This window comes from Nonomuraea ceibae (genome assembly GCF_019396325.1).
GTDB lineage: Bacteria > Actinomycetota > Actinomycetes > Streptosporangiales > Streptosporangiaceae > Nonomuraea > Nonomuraea ceibae.
The window spans coordinates 18471-37322 of record NZ_JAHKRO010000088.1 but is presented as its reverse complement, the minus strand read 5'-3'; the positions used below and the strand labels follow the sequence as shown (position 1 = coordinate 37322).

Annotated in this window: 24 protein-coding genes, 1 tRNA gene and 1 pseudogene; 22 read left to right on the top strand and 4 right to left on the bottom strand. The window is 71.1% G+C overall.

The window, feature by feature from the left end:
• The first annotated feature begins 380 nt into the window (after nucleotides 1-380).
• From KME80_RS36595 to KME80_RS36580, 4 genes are all read left to right on the top strand, one after another.
• Nucleotides 381-665, top strand: a complete 285-nt coding sequence (locus tag KME80_RS36595; protein WP_219511693.1) for a hypothetical protein — start codon at nucleotides 381-383, stop codon at nucleotides 663-665.
• Nucleotides 665-1189: a DUF6221 family protein gene (locus tag KME80_RS36590; RefSeq protein ID WP_219511692.1), complete on the top strand. Its 525-nt coding sequence runs from the start codon at nucleotides 665-667 to the stop codon at nucleotides 1187-1189. Before KME80_RS36595 ends, KME80_RS36590 begins: the two co-directional genes overlap by 1 nt.
• Nucleotides 1189-1410 carry a hypothetical protein gene (locus KME80_RS36585; RefSeq protein WP_219511691.1) on the top strand — a complete coding sequence of 74 codons (222 nt, stop codon included), beginning with the start codon at nucleotides 1189-1191 and terminating at the stop codon, nucleotides 1408-1410. The genes KME80_RS36590 and KME80_RS36585 overlap by 1 nt, the downstream gene beginning before the upstream one ends.
• A 153-nt stretch (nucleotides 1411-1563) precedes the next feature.
• Nucleotides 1564-1836, top strand: a complete 273-nt coding sequence (locus tag KME80_RS36580; protein ID WP_219511689.1) for a hypothetical protein — start codon at nucleotides 1564-1566, stop codon at nucleotides 1834-1836.
• A 20-nt stretch (nucleotides 1837-1856) separates the two neighbouring features.
• Here the strand turns inward: KME80_RS36580 and KME80_RS36575 are convergent, their stop codons facing one another.
• Complete coding sequence (locus KME80_RS36575) at nucleotides 1857-2198, bottom strand: hypothetical protein (protein WP_219511687.1); 342 nt, start codon at nucleotides 2196-2198, stop codon at nucleotides 1857-1859.
• Between the two features lie 23 nt (nucleotides 2199-2221).
• Nucleotides 2222-2347: a DUF4240 domain-containing protein gene (locus KME80_RS36570; protein WP_219511685.1), complete on the bottom strand. Its 126-nt coding sequence runs from the start codon at nucleotides 2345-2347 to the stop codon at nucleotides 2222-2224.
• Nucleotides 2348-2667: 320 nt separating this feature from the next.
• On the opposite strand from KME80_RS36570, the pseudogene KME80_RS50995 reads away from it, so the two are divergent.
• The 4 genes and pseudogenes from KME80_RS50995 to KME80_RS36555 form a co-directional block, all read left to right on the top strand.
• A pseudogene (locus KME80_RS50995) lies at nucleotides 2668-2766 on the top strand (IS5/IS1182 family transposase); the annotation flags it as partial.
• Nucleotides 2767-2816: 50 nt separating this feature from the next.
• Complete coding sequence (locus KME80_RS36565; protein WP_219511684.1) at nucleotides 2817-3233, top strand: phosphatase domain-containing protein; 417 nt, start codon at nucleotides 2817-2819, stop codon at nucleotides 3231-3233.
• The gene (locus KME80_RS53400) at nucleotides 3233-3451 is read left to right on the top strand and encodes a DUF6011 domain-containing protein (RefSeq protein WP_219511683.1); all 219 of its coding nucleotides are present in this window, start codon (nucleotides 3233-3235) and stop codon (nucleotides 3449-3451) included. The genes KME80_RS36565 and KME80_RS53400 overlap by 1 nt, the downstream gene beginning before the upstream one ends.
• A gap of 136 nt (nucleotides 3452-3587) precedes the next feature.
• Complete coding sequence (locus KME80_RS36555; RefSeq protein ID WP_219511682.1) at nucleotides 3588-3908, top strand: hypothetical protein; 321 nt, start codon at nucleotides 3588-3590, stop codon at nucleotides 3906-3908.
• A gap of 90 nt (nucleotides 3909-3998) precedes the next feature.
• On the opposite strand, the gene KME80_RS36550 is transcribed toward KME80_RS36555, so the two are convergent.
• A complete protein-coding gene (locus KME80_RS36550) occupies nucleotides 3999-4313 on the bottom strand; it encodes a GNAT family N-acetyltransferase (RefSeq protein ID WP_219511681.1) in 315 nt (104 codons plus the stop codon).
• The gene (locus KME80_RS52220; RefSeq protein ID WP_219511680.1) at nucleotides 4310-4522 is read right to left on the bottom strand and encodes a GNAT family N-acetyltransferase; all 213 of its coding nucleotides are present in this window, start codon (nucleotides 4520-4522) and stop codon (nucleotides 4310-4312) included. Before KME80_RS52220 ends, KME80_RS36550 begins: the two co-directional genes overlap by 4 nt.
• A 1112-nt stretch (nucleotides 4523-5634) precedes the next feature.
• Between KME80_RS52220 and KME80_RS36540 the strand changes: the two genes are divergently transcribed.
• The 14 genes from KME80_RS36540 to KME80_RS36475 all read left to right on the top strand — a co-directional run bounded on the left by KME80_RS36540 (nucleotide 5635) and on the right by KME80_RS36475 (nucleotide 18852).
• A tRNA-OTHER gene (locus KME80_RS36540) sits at nucleotides 5635-5707 on the top strand.
• Between the two features lie 269 nt (nucleotides 5708-5976).
• Nucleotides 5977-7644 (top strand): TROVE domain-containing protein, encoded by a 1668-nt coding sequence (locus KME80_RS36535; protein ID WP_219511679.1) that lies wholly within the window; start codon nucleotides 5977-5979, stop codon nucleotides 7642-7644.
• 125 nt (nucleotides 7645-7769) lie between these two features.
• Complete coding sequence (locus KME80_RS36530; RefSeq protein WP_219511677.1) at nucleotides 7770-8030, top strand: acyl carrier protein; 261 nt, start codon at nucleotides 7770-7772, stop codon at nucleotides 8028-8030.
• A 25-nt stretch (nucleotides 8031-8055) separates the two neighbouring features.
• Nucleotides 8056-9267, top strand: a complete 1212-nt coding sequence (locus KME80_RS36525) for a beta-ketoacyl-[acyl-carrier-protein] synthase family protein (RefSeq protein WP_219511675.1) — start codon at nucleotides 8056-8058, stop codon at nucleotides 9265-9267.
• Nucleotides 9267-10391, top strand: a complete 1125-nt coding sequence (locus tag KME80_RS36520) for a beta-ketoacyl synthase N-terminal-like domain-containing protein (RefSeq protein WP_219511674.1) — start codon at nucleotides 9267-9269, stop codon at nucleotides 10389-10391. The genes KME80_RS36525 and KME80_RS36520 overlap by 1 nt, the downstream gene beginning before the upstream one ends.
• Nucleotides 10388-11329 (top strand): beta-ketoacyl synthase N-terminal-like domain-containing protein, encoded by a 942-nt coding sequence (locus KME80_RS36515; protein ID WP_219511672.1) that lies wholly within the window; start codon nucleotides 10388-10390, stop codon nucleotides 11327-11329. Before KME80_RS36520 ends, KME80_RS36515 begins: the two co-directional genes overlap by 4 nt.
• Nucleotides 11326-12135, top strand: a complete 810-nt coding sequence (locus KME80_RS36510) for an alpha/beta fold hydrolase (RefSeq protein WP_219511670.1) — start codon at nucleotides 11326-11328, stop codon at nucleotides 12133-12135. The genes KME80_RS36515 and KME80_RS36510 overlap by 4 nt, the downstream gene beginning before the upstream one ends.
• On the top strand, nucleotides 12132-13019 hold the full coding sequence (locus tag KME80_RS36505; RefSeq protein ID WP_219511668.1) for an acyl-CoA thioesterase family protein: 888 nt from the start codon (nucleotides 12132-12134) through the stop codon (nucleotides 13017-13019). The genes KME80_RS36510 and KME80_RS36505 overlap by 4 nt, the downstream gene beginning before the upstream one ends.
• Nucleotides 13016-14104 (top strand): beta-ketoacyl-[acyl-carrier-protein] synthase family protein, encoded by a 1089-nt coding sequence (locus KME80_RS36500; RefSeq protein WP_219511666.1) that lies wholly within the window; start codon nucleotides 13016-13018, stop codon nucleotides 14102-14104. Before KME80_RS36505 ends, KME80_RS36500 begins: the two co-directional genes overlap by 4 nt.
• The gene (locus tag KME80_RS36495) at nucleotides 14101-14937 is read left to right on the top strand and encodes a beta-ketoacyl synthase N-terminal-like domain-containing protein (RefSeq protein ID WP_219511665.1); all 837 of its coding nucleotides are present in this window, start codon (nucleotides 14101-14103) and stop codon (nucleotides 14935-14937) included. The genes KME80_RS36500 and KME80_RS36495 overlap by 4 nt, the downstream gene beginning before the upstream one ends.
• Nucleotides 14931-15770, top strand: a complete 840-nt coding sequence (locus KME80_RS36490) for an enoyl-ACP reductase FabI (RefSeq protein ID WP_219511663.1) — start codon at nucleotides 14931-14933, stop codon at nucleotides 15768-15770. The genes KME80_RS36495 and KME80_RS36490 overlap by 7 nt, the downstream gene beginning before the upstream one ends.
• Nucleotides 15763-16794: a beta-ketoacyl synthase N-terminal-like domain-containing protein gene (locus KME80_RS36485; protein WP_219511661.1), complete on the top strand. Its 1032-nt coding sequence runs from the start codon at nucleotides 15763-15765 to the stop codon at nucleotides 16792-16794. Before KME80_RS36490 ends, KME80_RS36485 begins: the two co-directional genes overlap by 8 nt.
• On the top strand, nucleotides 16791-18428 hold the full coding sequence (gene accD, locus KME80_RS36480) for an acetyl-CoA carboxylase, carboxyltransferase subunit beta (RefSeq protein WP_219511660.1): 1638 nt from the start codon (nucleotides 16791-16793) through the stop codon (nucleotides 18426-18428). The genes KME80_RS36485 and accD overlap by 4 nt, the downstream gene beginning before the upstream one ends.
• A complete protein-coding gene (locus KME80_RS36475; RefSeq protein ID WP_219511657.1) occupies nucleotides 18421-18852 on the top strand; it encodes an acetyl-CoA carboxylase biotin carboxyl carrier protein in 432 nt (143 codons plus the stop codon). The genes accD and KME80_RS36475 overlap by 8 nt, the downstream gene beginning before the upstream one ends.

Genomic DNA, 18852 nt, shown 5'->3' with positions numbered 1-18852 from the left:
AGCCGAAAGTATTCCTCCCGCTCAGCCCGGAGCTTCTTCGCCCCCTGCGCCTTGCGCACCTTGCGGATCTCGAAGTCCATCGCATCCCCTGAAGTGGGGTGTTGCAACGAACCCTAGAACCCAAGCCCGAGCGGTGGGGGCTTTCGCATGTCCGGCCCTATACAGCCGTAGACACGTCAAGACGCGCGCTCTCTTCCCCGAGGAGTGCGCCGGCTCCGCAGTGCCCCCGTGCTGCGTGTGAGCCCACCCTGGTCGGGTCCGGTCGGTGTCTTTGGCGAGGTCGCCGACCGGACCCGCCACCCTTCTACGTGCGGCCCGCTCTCCGCTGGGGGGTGGGATGGCGGGCCGTACCTAACCCCCTGAACACCCCTGGAGAAGTCATGCGCATCCAGATCCTTCCTCTTCCGACGGTGGTCAAAGGCGACGACGTAGAAGAGCCGTTCGCGCTGATCGTGGACCAACACGACGTGGACATGGACGAGCAGGCGGCCGAGCAGTGGGACCGGTTCAAGACCAGCGCTGGCGCTCGCGCTCTGCTGATCGTCCCCGACACGGTCGAGGTCGTGGACCGGTACGCCGAACCGGCGGTGGCGAAGGACGATGACGCCGACAGGATCCTCGAGCAGGCGAGGCGTGCCATCGAGCGTTATCGGCTGGCTGACTGATGGCCTCCGACATGCTCTCGTGGCTGCGCTCCACGATCACCACAGACCTCGAAGCTGCCCGCGCTGCTGACGAAGCCTCTCCTGGCCCGTGGGTGAACACTGGCCAGTACGGGTGCGGGGACGCCTGGCAGATCCACGGAGCGCCCACCGCAGAGTCCGGCACGGAGTGGAGCGAGGAACTGCACGATGTGGTGCCCGCCCGGTCTGGCGTGGCTACAGCCGCGTACGAGGACGGCGGTGGCGTGTGGAAGCGGGAAGCCGCTGACCACATCGTCACCCATCAGCCCAGGGACACTATCGCCCGCTGCGAAGCCGAGCTTCGCATACTCGACCTGCACCAGCCTGTGGATGGCTACGGGCGGGTGGAGTATCGCAAGCTGATGGATCCCGGATCGGTGTGTGAGGTGTGCTGCTTCGACTGGGATGGCTCGCGGATTGGCAAGTTCCCGTGCGACACGCTTATGGCTCTGGCCACCGCCCGCCGCCTCCGTCCCGGCTTCAACGCTGAGTGGGTGAGCGACTGATGCGGCTCTGCTGGCGCAAGCCGTACCTCGTCGTAGACGTGCGCGCCAACCTCGACAAGGGCGAGCACCACCCGTACGAGCCGTTCCTGGAATGGATGCGGTCCGAAGGGCTCAACCCTGAAGACGGAACCCGCTGCGAGGTGTATCGGGGGCTCGTCGGCCCGTACGCGGTCGGACCCTGTTCCGGCGGCACGGCGACGGCAGCATGGTGGTGGACATGAAGGCGGAAGCGTTCGAGACGTACCGCAAGAGCATCACCGTGTCTCGCTGCCACCACGCCCCTAGACCTCCGGGCGGGTCAGAAGGAATCGTTCTCTCACGCTGAACGCCTCCGCTTTGGGCTGAGCCCGCCCGGATACACCTAAGATCACGTCATGCCCAGCACTGGTGAGTTAGCTTCAGCGATCTTCGTAGGAGTATTCGCCCTAGTCTTCATCTCCTTATGGATCCTCTTCTTGGTGTCGATGATCAAAGGCGTGCGGCAACGCCGCGTCTTGAAGTACACAGACACCTTTAGGGCTACCGAGCTCATCGGTCGGATACGTCAACTCAAGGTGCGCGGCCAGGAAGAGCAGGCGATCCAACTCGTCCAGGATGAACTGGCGATGCCTCCCAAAGTGGCCCGCTCGTGGGTGAAATCCGTCTAACCCGCCCCTTGGAAGCCTGATCATTCCTGCCGATACTTCTCGATGCCTTCCAGGTAGTCGTCATCCACCGGTTTGATCATCCACCAGCCGACGGGCGGCACCTGGTGTACGAGCACGCGCTCGTAGTCGGGTAGCTCCATCGGCTGCCCGTCCAGATCCACGAGGTAGGCGCGCATCTCGAACCGCCGCTTCAACGGTCTCCCGTCTGGTCTTCGCTGCCCTGGTTTGATCTCGGGGGCGACGTAGCGGGCGTACACGCGGGTGACATGCCACCGCGAGACGGGGTCGCCGTGTGGCGCGACCCAGCCTCCTGGCCCGTGGTTGTGCGGCCATCCGTGCAGTTCAACGCGCGTCGTCTCCATCCGAGCATTCTCGAACAAGCGTGCTACTGATCGCCAATGTCCTCGACGGGTCGTCGCATGAGCTCCTGTTGCAGCCATTGCAGGCGCGCTTCGTTCGGACGATGTTGTGCGGAGCGCTCGATCAGGTGCCAGAACTCGTCGATGTCCATAGTGATGATCGTGGCACATGCCGATGACAGAACTGGTGGGTCCGAAAAGGGATACCGCCTCATCGTCCGCCGGATGACGATGCGCTGGATCGATGAGACAAGCGGGACTCTGTGGGCAGCCAGGCTTAAGGCGTGGGAGGTCGTCGCCCTGAGCGGCAGCCACGAACCTGCCACGGCGCATCCTGCCGACAGGAAGATAGGCGCTAGGAACAATACGAGTGACCATCTCCGTCACTATATGGACAGTGGCCGGTGCGCTTTTCGTCGACGGCGTAGACCGCGATGGGATTGGCGTGGAGAAGTGGCGAATGAGAACGGGTCCTGGGGGACGGCTGATGTGGGTCTCACCTGCTCCGTCGGGTGCCGTCCATGACGTGACCGCCACCCGGATGATTGGCCTGATCGATGCCCTGAGCAGCGTCGCGTACGAGTTGGTGGGGTTGCGAGACACTGGGGTGGAGGAGGGGGCGTGAACAGCCTCTGGCTTGTGGACATCGACGGCACACTCGCGTTACGCGGCGATCGCGGACCGTACGAGTGGGATCGGGTGGGTGAGGACCAGCCGAACCCGCCCGTCGTCGCGATCGTTCAAGCGCTGCTGCGTGACGAACACCGCATCGCCTACGTGTCCGGTAGGAAGGAGAGGTGCCGGCGCCAGACGGAGAAATGGCTGCGCGCCCATGTCGGCTACTGGGACGACACGGAAGGGCTGTGGATGCGAGGCAACGGAGACAACCGGGCTGACACGGTCGTGAAGCGGGAGATCTACGAGCGGCATTTCGCTCACCTCCGGATCGACGGGGTGATCGACGACCGGGCGTCCGTGGTCGCGATGTGGCGGCGGCTCGGGTTGACCGTGCTGCAGGTGGCTGGAGGCCGGTTCTGATGAACCTTCTCGATCTCACCGAGCCTGCCGCCCTCGACCATGTCGCCAAGTGTGCGGCCTGCAAGCACACCCTCAGGACCCCGGAGTCCCGCGCGTTGGGGTTGGGGCCGGGCTGTGCTTCCAAGCTGGGGCTGGCTCCCCGGAAGCCGTTGCGGATCACCGGAGTGCCGCGAGGATGGGCTGTCGAAGGGCAGATCGACCTGTTGGAGGAAGGGTGATCCTGGAACGGCATCCCGGAGAGTGGACGCCGCCCCAGAAGAGTGGCTGTGGCCAGGAGCCGATCGAGTCCGCGGAACTGAGCGAGGCCGTGGCGGAGGGCTGGCGGCCGTGCCGCACCTGCGGAGGGACGACGCCGTGACCGACCACCAGTGCACCTGCTCCGGTTCGGCCATTGGCGAGCGGTGGCGCTGCCCTGACTGCGGCACGCTGTGGGAACCGCTGCCGCAACAGGCAGCGGAGCATGCCGGCCATCAGGCGGACATGCGGCAGGCGGACACACCGCCGTGGGCCGAAGAGCCGATGAGCACGAAAGGCGTCGTCATCGGTGTCGCCATGGGGTGCGCCGTGGGCCTCCCGATGCTTCTCCAGTACGAGATGCCGATTCTCGCCGGCGTGCTGGCCGTCGTGGGGATCGGGGTTCTCGCCTGGTGGTTCTGGCAGGTCGTCCGCGGGTGAGACGAATACGGTCCATCCCGCTGCCCGCCCGCCGACCATGATGCTGCCGCCGTTCTTTTGCCGGGCGTGTCTGGCGATTCGGGTGTCCGGTCAGCGTAGGTCGCCCTCCAGAAGGCCCATGATGACCATGTCGTGCCACGTGCCGTTCCGGCGGAAGGCTTCTCGTTCGCGGCCCTCCACGATGAAGCCGGCCTTTTCGTAGACGCGGATGGCGGCGGTGTTCTCCGCGACCACGGTGAGCCGGATCCTGTGGAGGCGCATTTCCGCGAAGCCGTATCGGCAGATCACTCTCACGGTGTCGGTGGCGTAGCCGCGGCCCCAATATTCTTTGTCGCCGATCCGAAGGTCGAGTTCGGCGGCGCCGGTCTCGGGTTCGGCGTCGCGGACGCGTACTGAGCCGATCAACTGGCTTTTGTCGAGCGGTTCGACGCGAAGAAGGCGCTGGCATAGGAGTTGCGGGGGAGTTCCTCGAAGCGTTCGGTGATCTGTGCGAGCGACTCCGGATAGCTGCCGAACATCCAGCGTCCGACCTCGGGGTCATGATTCCAACGCCACATCAGCTCGGCGTCGGAGGGTTCAAGGGGGCGTAGCCGTACAAGGTCGCCGGTCAGCACGAGCCGCTCCATTCACCATGGATCATTTGGGGCACAGGCCCACGAGATCGAGAGAGTACATGGTCATCGAGCGGGATTCCGGGTGACCGCTTGTGTGAGCCTGCCGGTCGGAATTTCCTGGCTGTGGCCGGCCGCCGGCTGTGGCTGGGGCGATCGCTGTTGCTCCCTGATTGGGCCGTGGGTCTTGCTTGGCGGAATTCGGGCTGGAGAGCGGGCTGTGGTCGTAGTATCTTCGCGCCGTGACCACTGTCGAGGTCTTCGGGACCCTCGCCCTCGGGGCGGTGGCCGTCATGTTGCTCGCAAGAGCACGGTGGCCAGGTCGGACGGATCGGGAGCGTAGGGATGCTCGTGTGGCAGTAACGCTGATGTTCGTCGCCTGGTTCAGTGCGATTCTGTACGGGAAGCTCGTTCTCTGGGCGAGTTGATCGGTTCCGACAGGTCGTTAGCCCTACGCTTACTCGCCATGAGAAATCGCGACATACTGCTCTGTTTCATCGGGCTCGGCTTACTCGCGCTGATTGTCGCCGCATTTATGTCGGGAGGCATGTCGGGGGTCACCTTCGCCCTTATCGGGATTGCCTTCATGGTGGCGTCAGGGGTCATGGCGCTGGTGGAACGGAACGATCAGCACCGTGTGCCTCCCGTGGGGCCTCGGCCTCGCGATGGCCGGGAGGGCGGCCCTGGCCGTCCGTAGGCCGGTGGCCTGAGGGGTTCGGGCGACTGCGAAGGGTGGGCACACGCGGCGAAGTGTTCCACCTGTCATGGGCGGGGAGGGGGCGTGTCGGTGCGTCGCCTGGTGCCTTGTGCTGACATTTGGTGACTCGTCCGAAAATCAGGTGTGACCCATAACGCCTCCCGCTACGGTGGAGGCAGTTCATGAGGCCCGAAAAGCGCAGGATCGAATGCGGCGCCTTTTCCGGGGCTCATGAGCTGGTCAGGTCTGGTGCTGGTACGGGTCGAAGCTTGTCGGTTATCCATTTTCAATGGGGTTGTCGCAGGTTCGAGTCCTGCCCGAGGCTCCGGTCTCGGTAGCTCAGTCGGTAGAGCGCCAATACCGGCGGGCACGCCCATATCCGTGCCGGTTCCAGACCTGATCGCTCGTCAGTCCCGTCGGTGGCGCGGGTCGAATCTGATCGGTTATCGCTCTTCAAAGCGGAGACCCGGGTTCGAATCCCGGCGCCGCCCCTCGGGCGGTGTGGTGCAGCGGCCTAGCACGTCTTAAGCCGGTCAGTCCCTCCACATCCGCGCCACCGACGGGGCTGACGAGCGAGGGGAGCGGGTCGAAGGTCGTCGGTTATCGGGAACAGAGGGTCGCAGGTTCGAATCCTGCCCTCCCGGCTCGTCGGGAGGTGGCGCAGCCTGGACAGCGCATCTGTCTAACCCGGCGGTCACCACCACATCCGCTCCCTTTTCTCATGTCCGCCCCCGGGCGGGTCGAATCGAAGGAGCGCACGATGGCACGTGACCCTCTCGCGAACGTCTCGACGATCGCCACTCCGCAGACCCTGCCGATGCCGGGCCGCGCCGACCAGGTGCGCAACGCCGCCGGCGGCTACGTGTTCGCCAAGGACCTGTGGACGCGCGTGGAGGACTTCCTGATCCTCGGCACCACGGGCGGCACGTACTACGTGGGCGAGGACCAGCTGACCGCCGAGAACGCGGGCGTGCTGTTCCAGGCGATCGCCGAGGACGGGCCGCGCGTCGTCGCCCTGCTCACCGAGATCTCGACGGCGCGGCCGCCGCGGGCTCCGAAGCAGGGCCCGGCGCTGTTCGCTCTCGCCGCGGCGTACGCGAAGGGGGACGCGGACACGCGCCAGGCGGCGAAGGCGGCGTTGGCGAAGGTCGCGCGCACCACGGATCATCTGGCGAAGTTCTTCGGCTACTACAAGAACCTCGGCGGCAAGCCGACCGCCCGCGGCACCGCCCCCAGGGTGGGGCGTTCGCTGCGGACGGCGCTCGGCTCCTGGTTCCTGGCCGGGTCGCCGGACGACGTGGCGTTCCGGGCGTGCAAGGCCCGGCAGCGCAGGACGCCGCAGGGCGAGAGCCTGGACCTGCGCGACGTCCTCCGGATCGCGCACCCGGTGGCCGACGACGAGCAGCGTAAGACGTTGTTCGGGTGGATCGCCGGGAACGTGTCCGACGACGAGGCGCGTGACGAGCTGCCCGCCGTCGACCGGTTCCTGACCGCGAAGGCCGTCACCACGCCGGCCGAGGCGGTCCGGGTGGTGACGGCGGCGCGGGCGCCGTGGGAGTTCCTGCCGGACGCGATGCTGCGTGAGCCCTCGGTGTGGGAGGCGCTGATCGACACGGTCGGCCTGACCGCGCTGATCCGGAACCTGGCCCGCATGACGCGGATCGGCGCGCTGGAGCCGCTCGGCGACGGCACCGCCCGCGCCGTGGCGCGGCTGACGGACCGGGAGGCGATCACGCGTGCCCGCATCCACCCGATGGACGCCTGGCTGGCATTGCGCGTCTACGCCTCCGGCCAGGCGCAGCCGAACCCGCGCGCCGTCCGGCACACGTGGAAGCCGGTCCCGGCGATCCTGGACGCGCTGGAGCAGACGTACGAGCTCGCCTTCGGCACGGTCGAGCCGTCCGGGAAGCGGCTGCTGGTCGCGGTGGACTCGTCCGGGTCGATGGCCTGGGGCGACGGCGTCCGCGTCGGAGGCTCGCCGGTCGGCTCGCCGTACGAGGTCGGCTGCGCGATGGCCGTCATGCTGTCCCGCGTCGAGAAGGGCAACGTCCACGTCATCGACGTCGACACGAGGGTGCGCGGGTCCAAGGTGACGCCGCGCACCAACCTGCGCGAGATCGCCCGCTGGCAGCCGTCCGGCGGCGGCACGGACCTGTCGCTGCCGTTCACGTGGGCGGCCCGCAAGGGGTTCCACGCCGACGGGATCGTCGTGTTCACGGACAACGAGACGTGGGCGGGGCGGTCCCACCCGGCGCAGGCGCTGGCCGCCTACCGGCGTACGGTCAACCCGGACGCGCGGGTCGTCGTCGCGGCGATGACCCCCACCGGGCACTCGATCGGCGACCCGGGCGACGACGGCGTGCTGAACGTGGCCGGGCTGGACGCGTCGCTGCCGCTGATCGTGAACGGGTTCGTCCGCACGCGGTAGCCGGGCCAGGAGTCAGGCCGGGCCTGCCCGGCCTGAAGGGGCGCGTCGGCCGGGCGGGCGGCGATATAGGGGAAGTATAGCGGCCCCGACAATTCTTCCTTCATCGAAGTTTATGGAGGAGAAGAATGACGGAGCTAAGTGCGGCCGCCGGTCTTGATTCGGAGCAGCGCAGCCTCATCAAGGAAATAGTCTGCGAGATTCTCGAGATCGACCCCGCGGAAATCACGGACGACAGCCTCTTCAAGGAGGACCACGACGCCGACTCCCTGCGCGCCATCGAAATTCTCGCCGCGATCGAGCGAGCCTGCAAGGTCACCATCGACCAGGCCGAACTGTCCAGGATGACCAGCCTGAACGGCGTCTACGCCGTCGTCGCAGAGGCCTAGGGCAGACAACCGCGGAGGCGTTGTGATGCGCAGGGTGGTCATCACCGGCATCGGAGTGGTAACCAGTATCGGGATCGGCGTCGGAGAATTCCTCTCCGGCATCAGGTCCGGGCGCAGCGGGGTCAAGCCGATCGGCGCGTTCGACACGACCGGGTTCGAATACGGCAACGCCTGCGAGGTCGCGGGTTTCGATCCGGAAGCGTATATCGAGAGGCTCGACCCGGCCGAGCTCGGGCGGGCGAGCCAGTTGTCGGTGGCGGCGGCCGGGATGGCCGTCAAGGATGCCGGGATGTCGCTCGCCGAGCTGCGGTCGCGGCGTTCCCTGGTGTCGGTGGGGACGACCAACGGCGAGGGGCGGGACTTCGACGTCCTGACCGGCCAGGGGGTCGACTCCGGGATGGAAGGGCTGGACCCGGCCCTCGCAGGCAGGATCGGCGCGGGGCGGCTGTCGTCCAGCATCGCGCGGGAGATGGGGCTGACGGACACCGAGGCCGTCACGCTGCCGACCGCGTGCGCGGCCGGCAACTACGCGATCGGCTACGGGTTCGACGCCGTACGCAGCGGTGACGTGGAGGTGGCGCTGTGCGGCGGCGCCGACGCGCTGTGCCGTAAGACGTTCGCCGGCTTCTACCGGCTCGGCACGATCGCGCCCGAGGTGTGCCAGCCGTTCGACCGGGATCGCAAGGGCATCCTGACCGGTGAGGGCGCGGGGATCCTCCTCATGGAGAGCCTCGACACGGCGCTGGCCCGGGGCGCGAAGATCTACGCCGAGGTGCTGGGGTTCGGGCTCAACTGCGACGCCCACCACCCGGTGGCCCCGGAGCGCGACAGCATCGCCTCCTGCATCCGGCTGGCGCACGAGGACGCGGGCATCAAGCCGTCGGAGGTGGACTTCATCTCCGCGCACGGCACCGGCACCAAGGCGAACGACGTCACCGAGGCGCAGGCCATCCACCAGGTGTTCGGCGGCAGCCCGCCGCCCACGGTGTCGATCAAGTCGATGCTCGGGCACTCGATGGGCGCGGCCAGCGCGCTCGCCGCGGCGGCCTGCGCGCTGGCGCTCACCGAGGGCTTCATCCCGCCGACGATCAACCACGTCGAGACGGACCCGGAGTGCGCCGTCGACTGCGTGCCGAACCAGGAGCGGGTCGCCGACCTGCGGGTGGTGCAGAACAACGCGCTGGCCTTCGGTGGCAACAACGCGGTGCTCATCCTCGGCAAGCACGAGGAGAGCTGATGTCGGGTGTGGCCATCTGCGGCGCGGGCGCCGTGGCGAGCGTCGGCTCCAGCCTGGGGGAGATCTTCCAGGCGCTGTGCGCGGGCCGCAGCGGGCTGGGCACGCCGAACGGGTTCGACCTCGGCAAGTACCGTACGCGGCTCTCGTTCGAGATCGACGACCGGCCCGAGCGCGGCCGGGACGTGCCGCTGCGCTCGACGCGCTGGCTGGAGCACGTGATCGAGGCCGCGGCGGCCGAGGCGGAGCTGCCGGACCTGCGCGGCGTGCCGATCCTGATCGGCACGACGCTGCGCGAGCTGCGCTCGGTGGAGCTGCGCTGGCGTGACGGCGTCGACTTCGACCTGGAGGAGCTGCACTTCGGGCCCGCGCTGCGCCGGCGTTTCGGCGCGGTGCAGGTCTCCACGGTCGCGAACGCCTGCGCCGCCTCCCTGTACGCGCTCGCGCTCGGGTGCGACCTCATCGAGACCGGGGCGGCGGACACGGTGATCGTGGCCGGGGTCGACAACATCTCCGAGAGCACCTACGGCCTGCTGGACCGCTGCTACCCGGAGGCCCCGGACGCGCTGCGGCCCTTCGACAAGGCGCGCCGGGGCATGCTGCAGGGCGAGGGGGCAGCGGCGATCGTGCTGCGCCGGGCGGAGAGCGCGCGGCACGGCTGGGTGCGCTCGGTCGCGGTCAACTGCGACGCGCACCACCCGTCCGCGCCGGACGCCAAGAGCATCACGATCGCGATGCGGCAGGCGCACACGCGGGCCGGGCTGACCCCGGCCGACATCGACCTGCTGATGCTGCACGGCACCGGCACGCCGCTCAACGACGAGGCCGAGGCCAGGAGCGTCGGCGAGGTGTTCGGCCAGAGCGCCCCGCCGCCGTGGATGACCGCGATCAAGTCGATGACCGGTCACACCGCCGGCGCGTCCGGGCTGCACAGCCTGCTCGTGGCCGTGGAGTCGATGCGCACCGGCACGATCCCGCCGGTGGTGGGCGTGCGTGAGGTCATGGACGAGATGGCCGGCCTGCGGCTGGTACGCGACGAGGCCGTGGGCGACGAGCTGCGGCTGGCGCAGGTCAACGCGTTCGGGTTCGGCGGGCTGAACGCCGTCGCGGTGGTGGAGCGCCCATGACGACCCCGGACGAGGACATGCTGATCACAGGAGCGGGCACGGCGATCAGAGGCGTGGCGGGTCCGGCCGGCCTGCTGCGGCCCGCCGTGCCGGAGGCGTCCGCCGACCCGACGGCGAGCCTGACCGGGCGCGGCCTGCGCTACAAGGACCGGGCCACCAAGCTCGCGCTGTGCGCCGGGCGCGACGCGCTGGCCGACGCCGGGCTGCTGCTCGACCCCGGCCTCGCGGTGCCCGGCGAGAGCGTCGGCGTGGTCGTCAGCTCCAACTACGGCAACCTCGACACCGTCTGCGACACGGTGTCGGCCATCGCCGCGCACGACTACACCGCGACCAGCCCGATGGCGCTGCCGGGTACGGCCAGCAACGTCACCGCCTCCTGGGTGGCGATCACGTACGGGCTGCGCGGGGTCAACCTGACCCTGTGCAACGGGGCGACCTCGGGGCTGGACGCGGTCTCCTGGGCCCGCGTCATGGTCCGGGCGGGACGGGTGCGGCACATGCTGGTGATCGGCGTCGAGCCGGCCAACCCGGTGGTCGCCGAGCTGGTGGGGCCGACCTTCGACGGGGCGGCGGCCCTGGTGCTGGAGTCGGCGGAGACCGCGCGTGAGCGCGGCGCCACGGCGATGGCCCGGCTGGGACGCCACGCCAGGCGGGAGACGCACGCCCGGGCCGTCGGCGACGTGCTCGGCGGCCTGCTCGACGACCGGGTGGACTTGTGGTGCCGTCCGGAGACGGCCCCCGGCGACCGGGTGGAGAGCGCCGAGGAGCAGGATCTCACCGCCCTGCTCGGGCCGGCCTCGGGCGCGCTCGGCGTCGTGCAGTGCGTGACGGGCGCCGCCTGGCTGAGGGAGAGGGCGGGCGGCACCGTCCTGGCCACCACCCAGGGCGCGGACGCCGCCGCGGCGACCGTCCTCACGGGAGCGGGAGCCGCGTTATGACCAGCACCCATCCCGCGCTCGCGCCCCGGCCCGCCACCGGCGGCCGGGCGGCGGGCCAGGGGCGGGCCCTGAGGCTGCGGAGGGCGGGACCGGCGGAGCCCGGGGTGCGGACGGTGCTGCTGCACGGGCTCGGCGGCGGCCCCGCCACCTGGAACGCGTTCGCCGCGCTCGCCCCGCCCCGCCTGGAGCTGTGGGAGGCCGACCTGCCGTGGTCGGCGGTGGGGACGCGGGAGTGGACCCTCCAGCCGGACCCCGGCCGGTGGGTGGCGGACGCGGCCGAGGGGGCCGAGGTCGTCATCGCCCACTCCTTCGCCGCCAACCTGCTCCTGGAGTCGCTGGCCCGCGGGCTGAAGGTCGGCGCCGCCGTCCTGGTCGCGCCGTTCTACCGGGCCAGCCCGGCCGAGTTCGACTGGGCGACCATCGAGAGCTACCTGGCCGGTTTCCACACGATCCTCGATCACGGCCTGCGCGTCACCTCCGGCGACCGGCTGCCCCCGGACACGCGCCACGACATGGCGGTGAAGCTCCGCGAGCGGCTCGGCCCCTACAGCTGGATGCGCTTCTTCGAGGCGTACCTGCGCTCGCCCCTGGTGGACACGGCGGCGGTCACCACGCCGTGCCTGGTGGTCAGCGGGCGCGACGACCGGGCGGCGCCGCCGCGTGACGGGCGGGCGCTGGCCGGGGCGCTGCCTCGGGCTCGCTTCGAGACCCTGGCGGCCGGCCACCTGCCGATGATCGAGCAAGCACAGGCCTTCGCCGAGCTCGTCGGCGACTTCGTTTCCGCGCACACCTTGGAGATCACGTGAACACCACCCGGCTCAGGCCCCGGTACGAAGGCGCCAACGTCGGCACCTGGATCGGCTTCAAACACCTGAACTACCTGGTGGAGGAGGCCGTCCTGGAGCACCTGCGCGGCGCCGGGCTCCGGGTCACCGACCTCTATCACGACCACGGACTGTGCGTGGACCTCGTGGACATCGACACGCGGATCCTGCGCGCGCTGCGGGTGGACGACGTGGCGGTGGCCGAGGTGGCGGCCGACGGCATGTCGTACACCGTGAAGATCACCGCCGAGGGCGACGCGCGCAAGGCGATCCACGCGCGGGCCACCGTGGCGCTGCGGCTCGACCCGTGGGGCGAGGACGTCAAGGACGCCCCCGCCGAGCTGGCGCCGTACGTGGTGAAGCGGCTGGGGGAGGGCGGGGCGGGCGAGCGGCTGCCCGAGGGCGTGACGGTGGAGGACCACCTGACCGCGGGCCGCAACGCGTTCGCCTGGAAGTGGCGCATCCCGTACTTCTACTGCCATTTCACCGAGCGGCTGCAGATGTCCGGCTACCTGCGGCTGATGGAGGAGGTCGTGGACCGCTTCCTCGCCGACCGGGGGGTGTCGGTCAAGCGGCTGCTGGACGAGCAGCGGCTCATCCCCGCCGTGCCGCACTCGCGCATCACCATCCTCGACGAGGCCCTCATGGAGGAGGAGCTGTACGTCGTCTACACCGTCGAAGAGGTGTTCAAGCGCCTGACGTACACCAGCCGGATGGACTGCTACGTGCTGCGGGACGGCGTGCTCGTCCGGACGGCGACGGGCCGGATCACCCACGGCTACGCGCGGCTGACCGGCAGGTCCGAATGGAGCCTGGTCGACCTCGACGACCGGCTCCACGACGCGCTGACCAACCGCCCGTCATGACGGACGTCCTGGTCACCGGGGTGGGCGCGGTGACGTGCCAGGGGTACGGCGCCGCCGCCCTGAGCGCCGCGATGACCGCCGCGGCGCCGCCGGTGCCGCAGCGGCTGACCGATACCCCGGCCGTCATGCGCCACCCGCTGATCCACCGGGTCCCGGGCGTGGCGTCCGGCGCGGTGGCGCTGGCGGCCTCGGCCGTGGGGGAGGCGCTCGACGACGCCGGCCTGGAGCTGCGGCCCGACCTGCGCGCCGGCGTGGTCCTCGGCTCCTGCCTGGGCGAGGCGGGCCCCGACGGGAGCCCGGACTTCCAGGTGGCCTCGGCGGTGGGAAGGCTGCTGGGCGCGTTCGGCGCCAACATCAGCGTCAGCAACGCCTGCGCGGCGGGCGGGTTCGCGCTGTGCCTGGCCGCCGACCTCATCCGCACCGGCGACGCCGACGTGGTGATCACCGGCGGCGCCGACGCCTACTCGCGGGTCGGCTGGGCCTCGTTCGACCGGCTGGGCGCGGTGGATCCCGTACGGTGCCGCCCGTTCGACCGGGACCGCCAGGGCACGATCCTCGCCGAGGGCACCGGCATCCTGGTCCTGGAGAGCGCCGAGCACGCGCACCGGCGCGGGGCGGAGGCGTACGCGAAGCTGACCGGGAGCGGGTGGAGCTGCGACGCGCACCACCTCACCGCGCCCGAGCCGAGCGGCGAGCAGATCATCCGCGGCATGCGCGAGGCGCTGGCCGGCGACGAGCCCGGCTGCGTCATCCCGCACGGCACCGGCACGGTGCTCAACGACCTGGTCGAGAGCCAGGCCCTGCGCGCCGTCCTCGGGACGGCCGCCGACCGGGTGCCTCTCTACAGCGCCAAGGCCCTGCTCGGGCACACCGGCGGCGCGTCGGCGGCGATCGGCGCGGTGATGGCCTGCCTGATCCTGCGGGACGGCGCCGTGCCGGCCAACGTCCCGCTCGACGAGCAGGACCCGCGCTGCGAGGTCTACCTGCCCGTGGACGCGCCGGTGCCGCTGCCGGTCCCCCGCGTCCTGGTCAACGCCTACGCCTTCGGCGGCGCCAACGCCTCGTTCGTCCTGGAGGCCGCATGATCGCGGTCACCGGGGCGGGCGAGGTCCACGCCCCGTCCGACGTCTCGCAGGAGCTGGGCCGGCGCGGCTACAAGTACCTGCTGCCCGCCTCCCGCTACCTGCTGGCCGCCACGCGGCGCGCGGTGGCCGGGGGCGGCCGGCTCGACCACGCGCCGGCCGAGCGCCGGGGCGTGGCGGTCGGCTCCAACACCGCCGTCCGCGAGTACTTTTCCCAGGCCATGACGGCCACCGGCCAGGAGGACCTGAGCCCGGCCATGGCGCCCTACTTCGCGATCAACGCGCTGGCCGCCCGCGTGACCGGCGAGCACGAGCTCAAGGCGTTCAGCCTGACCTGCACGTCGCCGCACGTCGCCGGGTTCGAGGCGATCGAGCTGGGCGGGCGCGCGCTGGCGGCCGGGCGGGCCGACGTGATGGTCGTGGCCGCGATGGAGGGCACGGGCGCGGTGGCGCTCGTCGTCGAGCCGGGCGCCGCCCACCTGCCCCGCGTGCTGGCGCGCACCGCGTTCGCGCCGCCGGACCTCGTCGCCTCCGACCAGGGACGCCGCAGGCTGCTCGCCGACGCCGAAGCGGTCATCGAACGGGTCCGGCCGACGCGTGTCCACGCGGTCGTCGACGGCTCGCCCGTGGCCGAGGCGGTCATCCGGGCCGTCGCCATCGCCGGCGACGGCGTGGTGCCGCTCGTCTCCGAGCCCGCGGCCGGCGGCTGCCTGGCGCCCATGACGCTGCTGTCCGACCTCCTGCGCACCGCGCGGGAGAACACCTTAGTGATCACCGCGACGGCCGAGGGCCACTACGCCTTCGGCGCCTTCCTCCCGGGGGTACCGGCATGCTGACCTCACTCGACAAGACCTGGGGCCTGGTGCTGGGCGCATCCAGCGGGATCGGCCGCGCGTGCGCCCTCGCCATGGCCCAGCAGGGCATGAACGTGGTGGGCGTCCACTTCGACACCGCGGCCGCGGCCCGATCCGTGGCGGAGCTGGCCGACGAGATCACCGCCTGCGGCGTCCAGGCCCGCTTCCACAACCTCAACGCCGCGCGCAAGTCCACCAGGGACGAGCTCGTCGGCACGCTCGGCGAGCTGACGGACGGGGCGGGGCTGAAGATCCTCCTGCACTCGCTCGCCTTCGGCACGCTGGTCAGATACCTGCCCGAGCAGGCCGGCGGCCCCGTGCTCACGCAGCGCCAGCTGGAGATGACCATGGACGTCATGGCGCACAGCCTCCTGTACTGGGTGCAGGACCTGTGCGCGGCCGACCTGCTCCGGCCCGGGGCCAAGGTCTACGCGATGACCAGCGCCGGAGCCGTGCAGCACCTGCCCAGCTACGGGGCCGTCTCGGCGGCGAAGGTGGCGCTGGAGGCGCACGTGCGGCAGCTCGCCTGCGAGCTGGCCCCGCGCGGGGTCGCGGTGAACGCGCTGCGCGCCGGCGTCACCCTCACCCCGGCGCTGCGCCGCATCCCGGAGCACGAGGAGTTCAGCCGCGACAGCGCGCGCAACAACCCGCACCACCGGCTCACCACCCCGCAGGACGTGGCCGAGGCCGTGGTCCTGCTGTCCGCGACCACCTCCTCGTGGATCACCGGCAACACGATCGGAGTCGACGGCGGCGAACTGCTGGCCGCGGGCGGCTCCTGGGCATCTCAGGAAGGGATTCGGCAGGATGGATGAGCTGGTCATCTCGGGATGCTCCGTGATATCCCCGTTCGGGCTCGGCGTCGACGCCTTCGCCGCGGGCCTCGCCTCCGGCGACCGGCCGACGACCGCCACCTCCGGCGGGCCGTACGCCGACGCCTGCCTCATCCCGGACTTCGACGTCCGCGCCGTCCTCGGCGCGAAGGGGACGCGGGCGATGGACCGGGCCACCGCGATCGCCGTGGCGGGCGTCGGCATGCTGCTCGACACCCCCGTGGCCGAGCACCCGCACCAGGTCGGCCTGGTCCTCGGGACGAGCTCGGGCAGCATCAAGAGCATCATGGACTTCACCGAGGAGTCGCTGACCGGGGACAAGCCCTACCACGTCGACCCGGCCCGCTTCCCCAACACGGTGATGAACCGGGCGGCCGGGCAGAGCGCGATCTGGCACGGGCTGAAGGGCCCCAACGCCACCGTGGCCGGGGGCGCCGCCACCGGCCTGCTGGCGCTCAACTACGCCACCCGTCTGCTGCGCCGCGACCGCTGCCGGGCCGTGCTGTGCGGCGCGGTCGAGGAGTACTCCGAGCAGCGCGGCTGGCTCGCCTGGCACGTCGGCCAGCGGGACGTCCCGCCGGGCGAAGGTTGCGCGATCTTCCTGCTGGAGTCGCGGGAGGCCGCGCTCGCCGCCTCCCGCGAGCCGCTGGCGGCCGTGCTCGGCTCCCGCTTCATGGCCTACGAGCGCGCGGTGGAGGTCCGCGCGATCCTGGCCGCGTGCGTGCGGGGGCTGCTGGACGACCTCGGCCTGCGCGCCGAGGACGTCGGCCTGGTCGTGTCCTCGGGCGCCGAGTCGGAGGACGCCGCCCTCGACGGCGTCGTCGGCCCGCAGGCCGAGCGGCGGAGCTGCCGGGACGCGCTCGGCGACACCGCCTCCGCCGCGTCCGCGTTCCAGCTCGCCGCCGCCCTCACCGGCGGGCCGTCCGGAGCCGTGACGCTGGTGACCTCGGTCGACCGCGACGGCGTCGTCGGATGCACGGCCGTGCGGCTGGAGCGCGCCGCATGACCGTGCTGGAGCAGATCAACGCGCTGCCCGAGGGCACCTGGCTGCGCTGCCAGGGCTGCGCCGTCCTCCTGCACCACGAGGCGCTGGCCAGGCACGAGCACACCTGCCCGAACTGCGGCCGGCACTTCCCGGTGCGCGCGCTCGACCGCGTCGCCATGCTGGCCGACCCGGGCAGCTTCACCGAACGCCACGCGAACCTGGCCCCGCTCGACCCGCTCGGCTTCACCGACCGGCTCGCCTACCCCGACCGGCTGGCCCGCGCCCAGGCCAGGACCGGGCTCAACGACGCCGTCGTCACCGGCCTGGCCACGCTCGGCGGGCGGCCGGTCGCGCTGGCCGTCATGGAGTTCGCCTTCTTCGGCGGCAGCATGGGCTCGGTCGTCGGCGAGAAGGTGGCCAGGATCGCCGGTGACGCCCTGCGCGGCCGGGTCCCGCTGGTCGTGGTCTCCGCCTCGGGCGGCGCCCGCATGCAGGAAGGCGTGCTGGCGCTGCTGCAGATGGCCAAGACGGCCGAGGCGGTGCGATCGCTCAGGCAGGCCGGGGTGCCGTTCGTCAGCGTGCTGGCCGACCCCGTCTACGGCGGGGTGGCCGCCTCCTTCGCCGGCCTCGGCGACGTGATCGTCGCCGAGGAGGGGGCCAGGGCGGGGTTCGCCGGCCCCCGGGTGATCGAGCAGACGATCAGGCAGGAGCTGCCGCCGGGCTTCCAGACCGCCGAGTTCCTGCTCGAACACGGCCACGTGGACCGCGTCGAACGGCGTCAGGAGCTGCGCGGCCTGCTGGACCGCGTCCTCGGCATCCTGTCGGGGGAGAGGGACGCGGCGCCGCCCGCCGAGCCGTCCGCCGAGCATCCGGCCGGGGACCTCGACGCCTGGGAGACGGTCCGGCTGGCCCGCGACCCGGGGCGGCCGAACGCCCGCCGCCGGGTGGAGGAGCTGTTCACCGGCTTCGTCGAGCTGCACGGCGACCGCCAGGGCGGCGACGACCCGGCGATCCTCGGCGGCCTGGCGCGGCTCGACGGCCTGCCCGTCGTGGTCGTCGCCCACCACAAGGGCGCCGACACCGCCGAGAACGTCGCGCGCAACTTCGGCATGCCGCATCCGGCCGGCTACCGCAAGGCCATGCGCCTGTTCCGGCTCGCCGAGCGCCACCGGCTGCCCGTGGTGACGCTGGTCGACACGCCGGGCGCGTACCCGGGGGTGGCGGCGGAGGAGGGCAACCAGAGCGGCGCCATCGCCGAGTGCCTGCTGCTCGCCGCCGGGCTGCGCACCCCCGTCCTGTCGGTGATCACCGGCGAGGGCGGCAGCGGCGGGGCGCTCGCGCTGGCCGTGGGCGACCGCCTGCTCATCCAGGAGCACGCCGTCTTCTCGGTGATCAGCCCCGAGGGCGCGGCGTCGATCCTGTACGGGACGGCCGCCCGGGCCCCCGAGACCGCCAGGGCGCTGAAGCTGCGCGGCGCGGACCTGCGGGCGCTGGGGGTCGTCGACGCCGTGGTGCCCGAGCGGAACCTCGGGCCCACGCTGGCCCGGCACCTGCGCGACCTGCTCGGCGTGCCGATCGACGACCTGGTGGCCGCGCGCCGCGGCCGATTGCGCTCCTACGGGGTGTGGAGCACGGAGGGAGAAGACCATGACTGATCTCCGCGCGACCGTCGAGGCCACGGGCCGGATCCTGGATCTGGTCCGCGGCAGCGACGTGCGCCGCCTGGTGGTCAGGGGCGAGGACGTCACGATCGAGATCGAACGCTCCGCCCCGGCCGCCGCCGCGGAAGCCCCGGCGGCGGTGGCGCGGCAGGAGGAGGAGCCCCGCGAGGAGGCCGCCACGGCGGTGACCGCCCCGCTGATGGGCGTCTTCTACCAGCGGCCCGCCCCGGACCAGCCGCCGTTCGTCACCGTCGGTCAGCACGTCGAGGCCGGGGAGCAGGTGGCGATCGTCGAGGCGATGAAGATGATGAACCCGGTCGTGGCCGGGCGCGCCGGCGTGGTGCTGCGCGTCAACGTCGCCGACGGCGACGTCGTGGAGTTCGAGCAGCCGCTCATGGAGCTGGGGGCGGTGGGCTGA

What these genes read in the sequence shown, in the direction of transcription:
- KME80_RS36525 (WP_219511675.1), top strand. Translation starts at nt 8,056, where the DNA reads ATGCGCAGGGTGGTCATCACCGGCATCGGAGTGGTAACCAGTATCGGG.
- KME80_RS36515 (WP_219511672.1), top strand. Translation starts at nt 10,388, where the DNA reads ATGACGACCCCGGACGAGGACATGCTGATCACAGGAGCGGGCACGGCG.
- KME80_RS36585 (WP_219511691.1), top strand. Translation starts at nt 1,189, where the DNA reads ATGCGGCTCTGCTGGCGCAAGCCGTACCTCGTCGTAGACGTGCGCGCC.
- accD (WP_219511660.1), top strand. Translation starts at nt 16,791, where the DNA reads ATGACCGTGCTGGAGCAGATCAACGCGCTGCCCGAGGGCACCTGGCTG.
- KME80_RS53400 (WP_219511683.1), top strand. Translation starts at nt 3,233, where the DNA reads ATGAACCTTCTCGATCTCACCGAGCCTGCCGCCCTCGACCATGTCGCC.
- KME80_RS36580 (WP_219511689.1), top strand. Translation starts at nt 1,564, where the DNA reads ATGCCCAGCACTGGTGAGTTAGCTTCAGCGATCTTCGTAGGAGTATTC.
- KME80_RS36570 (WP_219511685.1), bottom strand. Translation starts at nt 2,347, where the DNA reads ATGGACATCGACGAGTTCTGGCACCTGATCGAGCGCTCCGCACAACAT.
- KME80_RS36530 (WP_219511677.1), top strand. Translation starts at nt 7,770, where the DNA reads ATGACGGAGCTAAGTGCGGCCGCCGGTCTTGATTCGGAGCAGCGCAGC.
- KME80_RS36595 (WP_219511693.1), top strand. Translation starts at nt 381, where the DNA reads ATGCGCATCCAGATCCTTCCTCTTCCGACGGTGGTCAAAGGCGACGAC.
- KME80_RS36475 (WP_219511657.1), top strand. Translation starts at nt 18,421, where the DNA reads ATGACTGATCTCCGCGCGACCGTCGAGGCCACGGGCCGGATCCTGGAT.
- KME80_RS36485 (WP_219511661.1), top strand. Translation starts at nt 15,763, where the DNA reads ATGGATGAGCTGGTCATCTCGGGATGCTCCGTGATATCCCCGTTCGGG.
- KME80_RS36575 (WP_219511687.1), bottom strand. Translation starts at nt 2,198, where the DNA reads ATGGAGACGACGCGCGTTGAACTGCACGGATGGCCGCACAACCACGGG.
- KME80_RS36590 (WP_219511692.1), top strand. Translation starts at nt 665, where the DNA reads ATGGCCTCCGACATGCTCTCGTGGCTGCGCTCCACGATCACCACAGAC.
- KME80_RS36490 (WP_219511663.1), top strand. Translation starts at nt 14,931, where the DNA reads ATGCTGACCTCACTCGACAAGACCTGGGGCCTGGTGCTGGGCGCATCC.
- KME80_RS36535 (WP_219511679.1), top strand. Translation starts at nt 5,977, where the DNA reads ATGGCACGTGACCCTCTCGCGAACGTCTCGACGATCGCCACTCCGCAG.
- KME80_RS36495 (WP_219511665.1), top strand. Translation starts at nt 14,101, where the DNA reads ATGATCGCGGTCACCGGGGCGGGCGAGGTCCACGCCCCGTCCGACGTC.
- KME80_RS36510 (WP_219511670.1), top strand. Translation starts at nt 11,326, where the DNA reads ATGACCAGCACCCATCCCGCGCTCGCGCCCCGGCCCGCCACCGGCGGC.
- KME80_RS36520 (WP_219511674.1), top strand. Translation starts at nt 9,267, where the DNA reads ATGTCGGGTGTGGCCATCTGCGGCGCGGGCGCCGTGGCGAGCGTCGGC.
- KME80_RS36500 (WP_219511666.1), top strand. Translation starts at nt 13,016, where the DNA reads ATGACGGACGTCCTGGTCACCGGGGTGGGCGCGGTGACGTGCCAGGGG.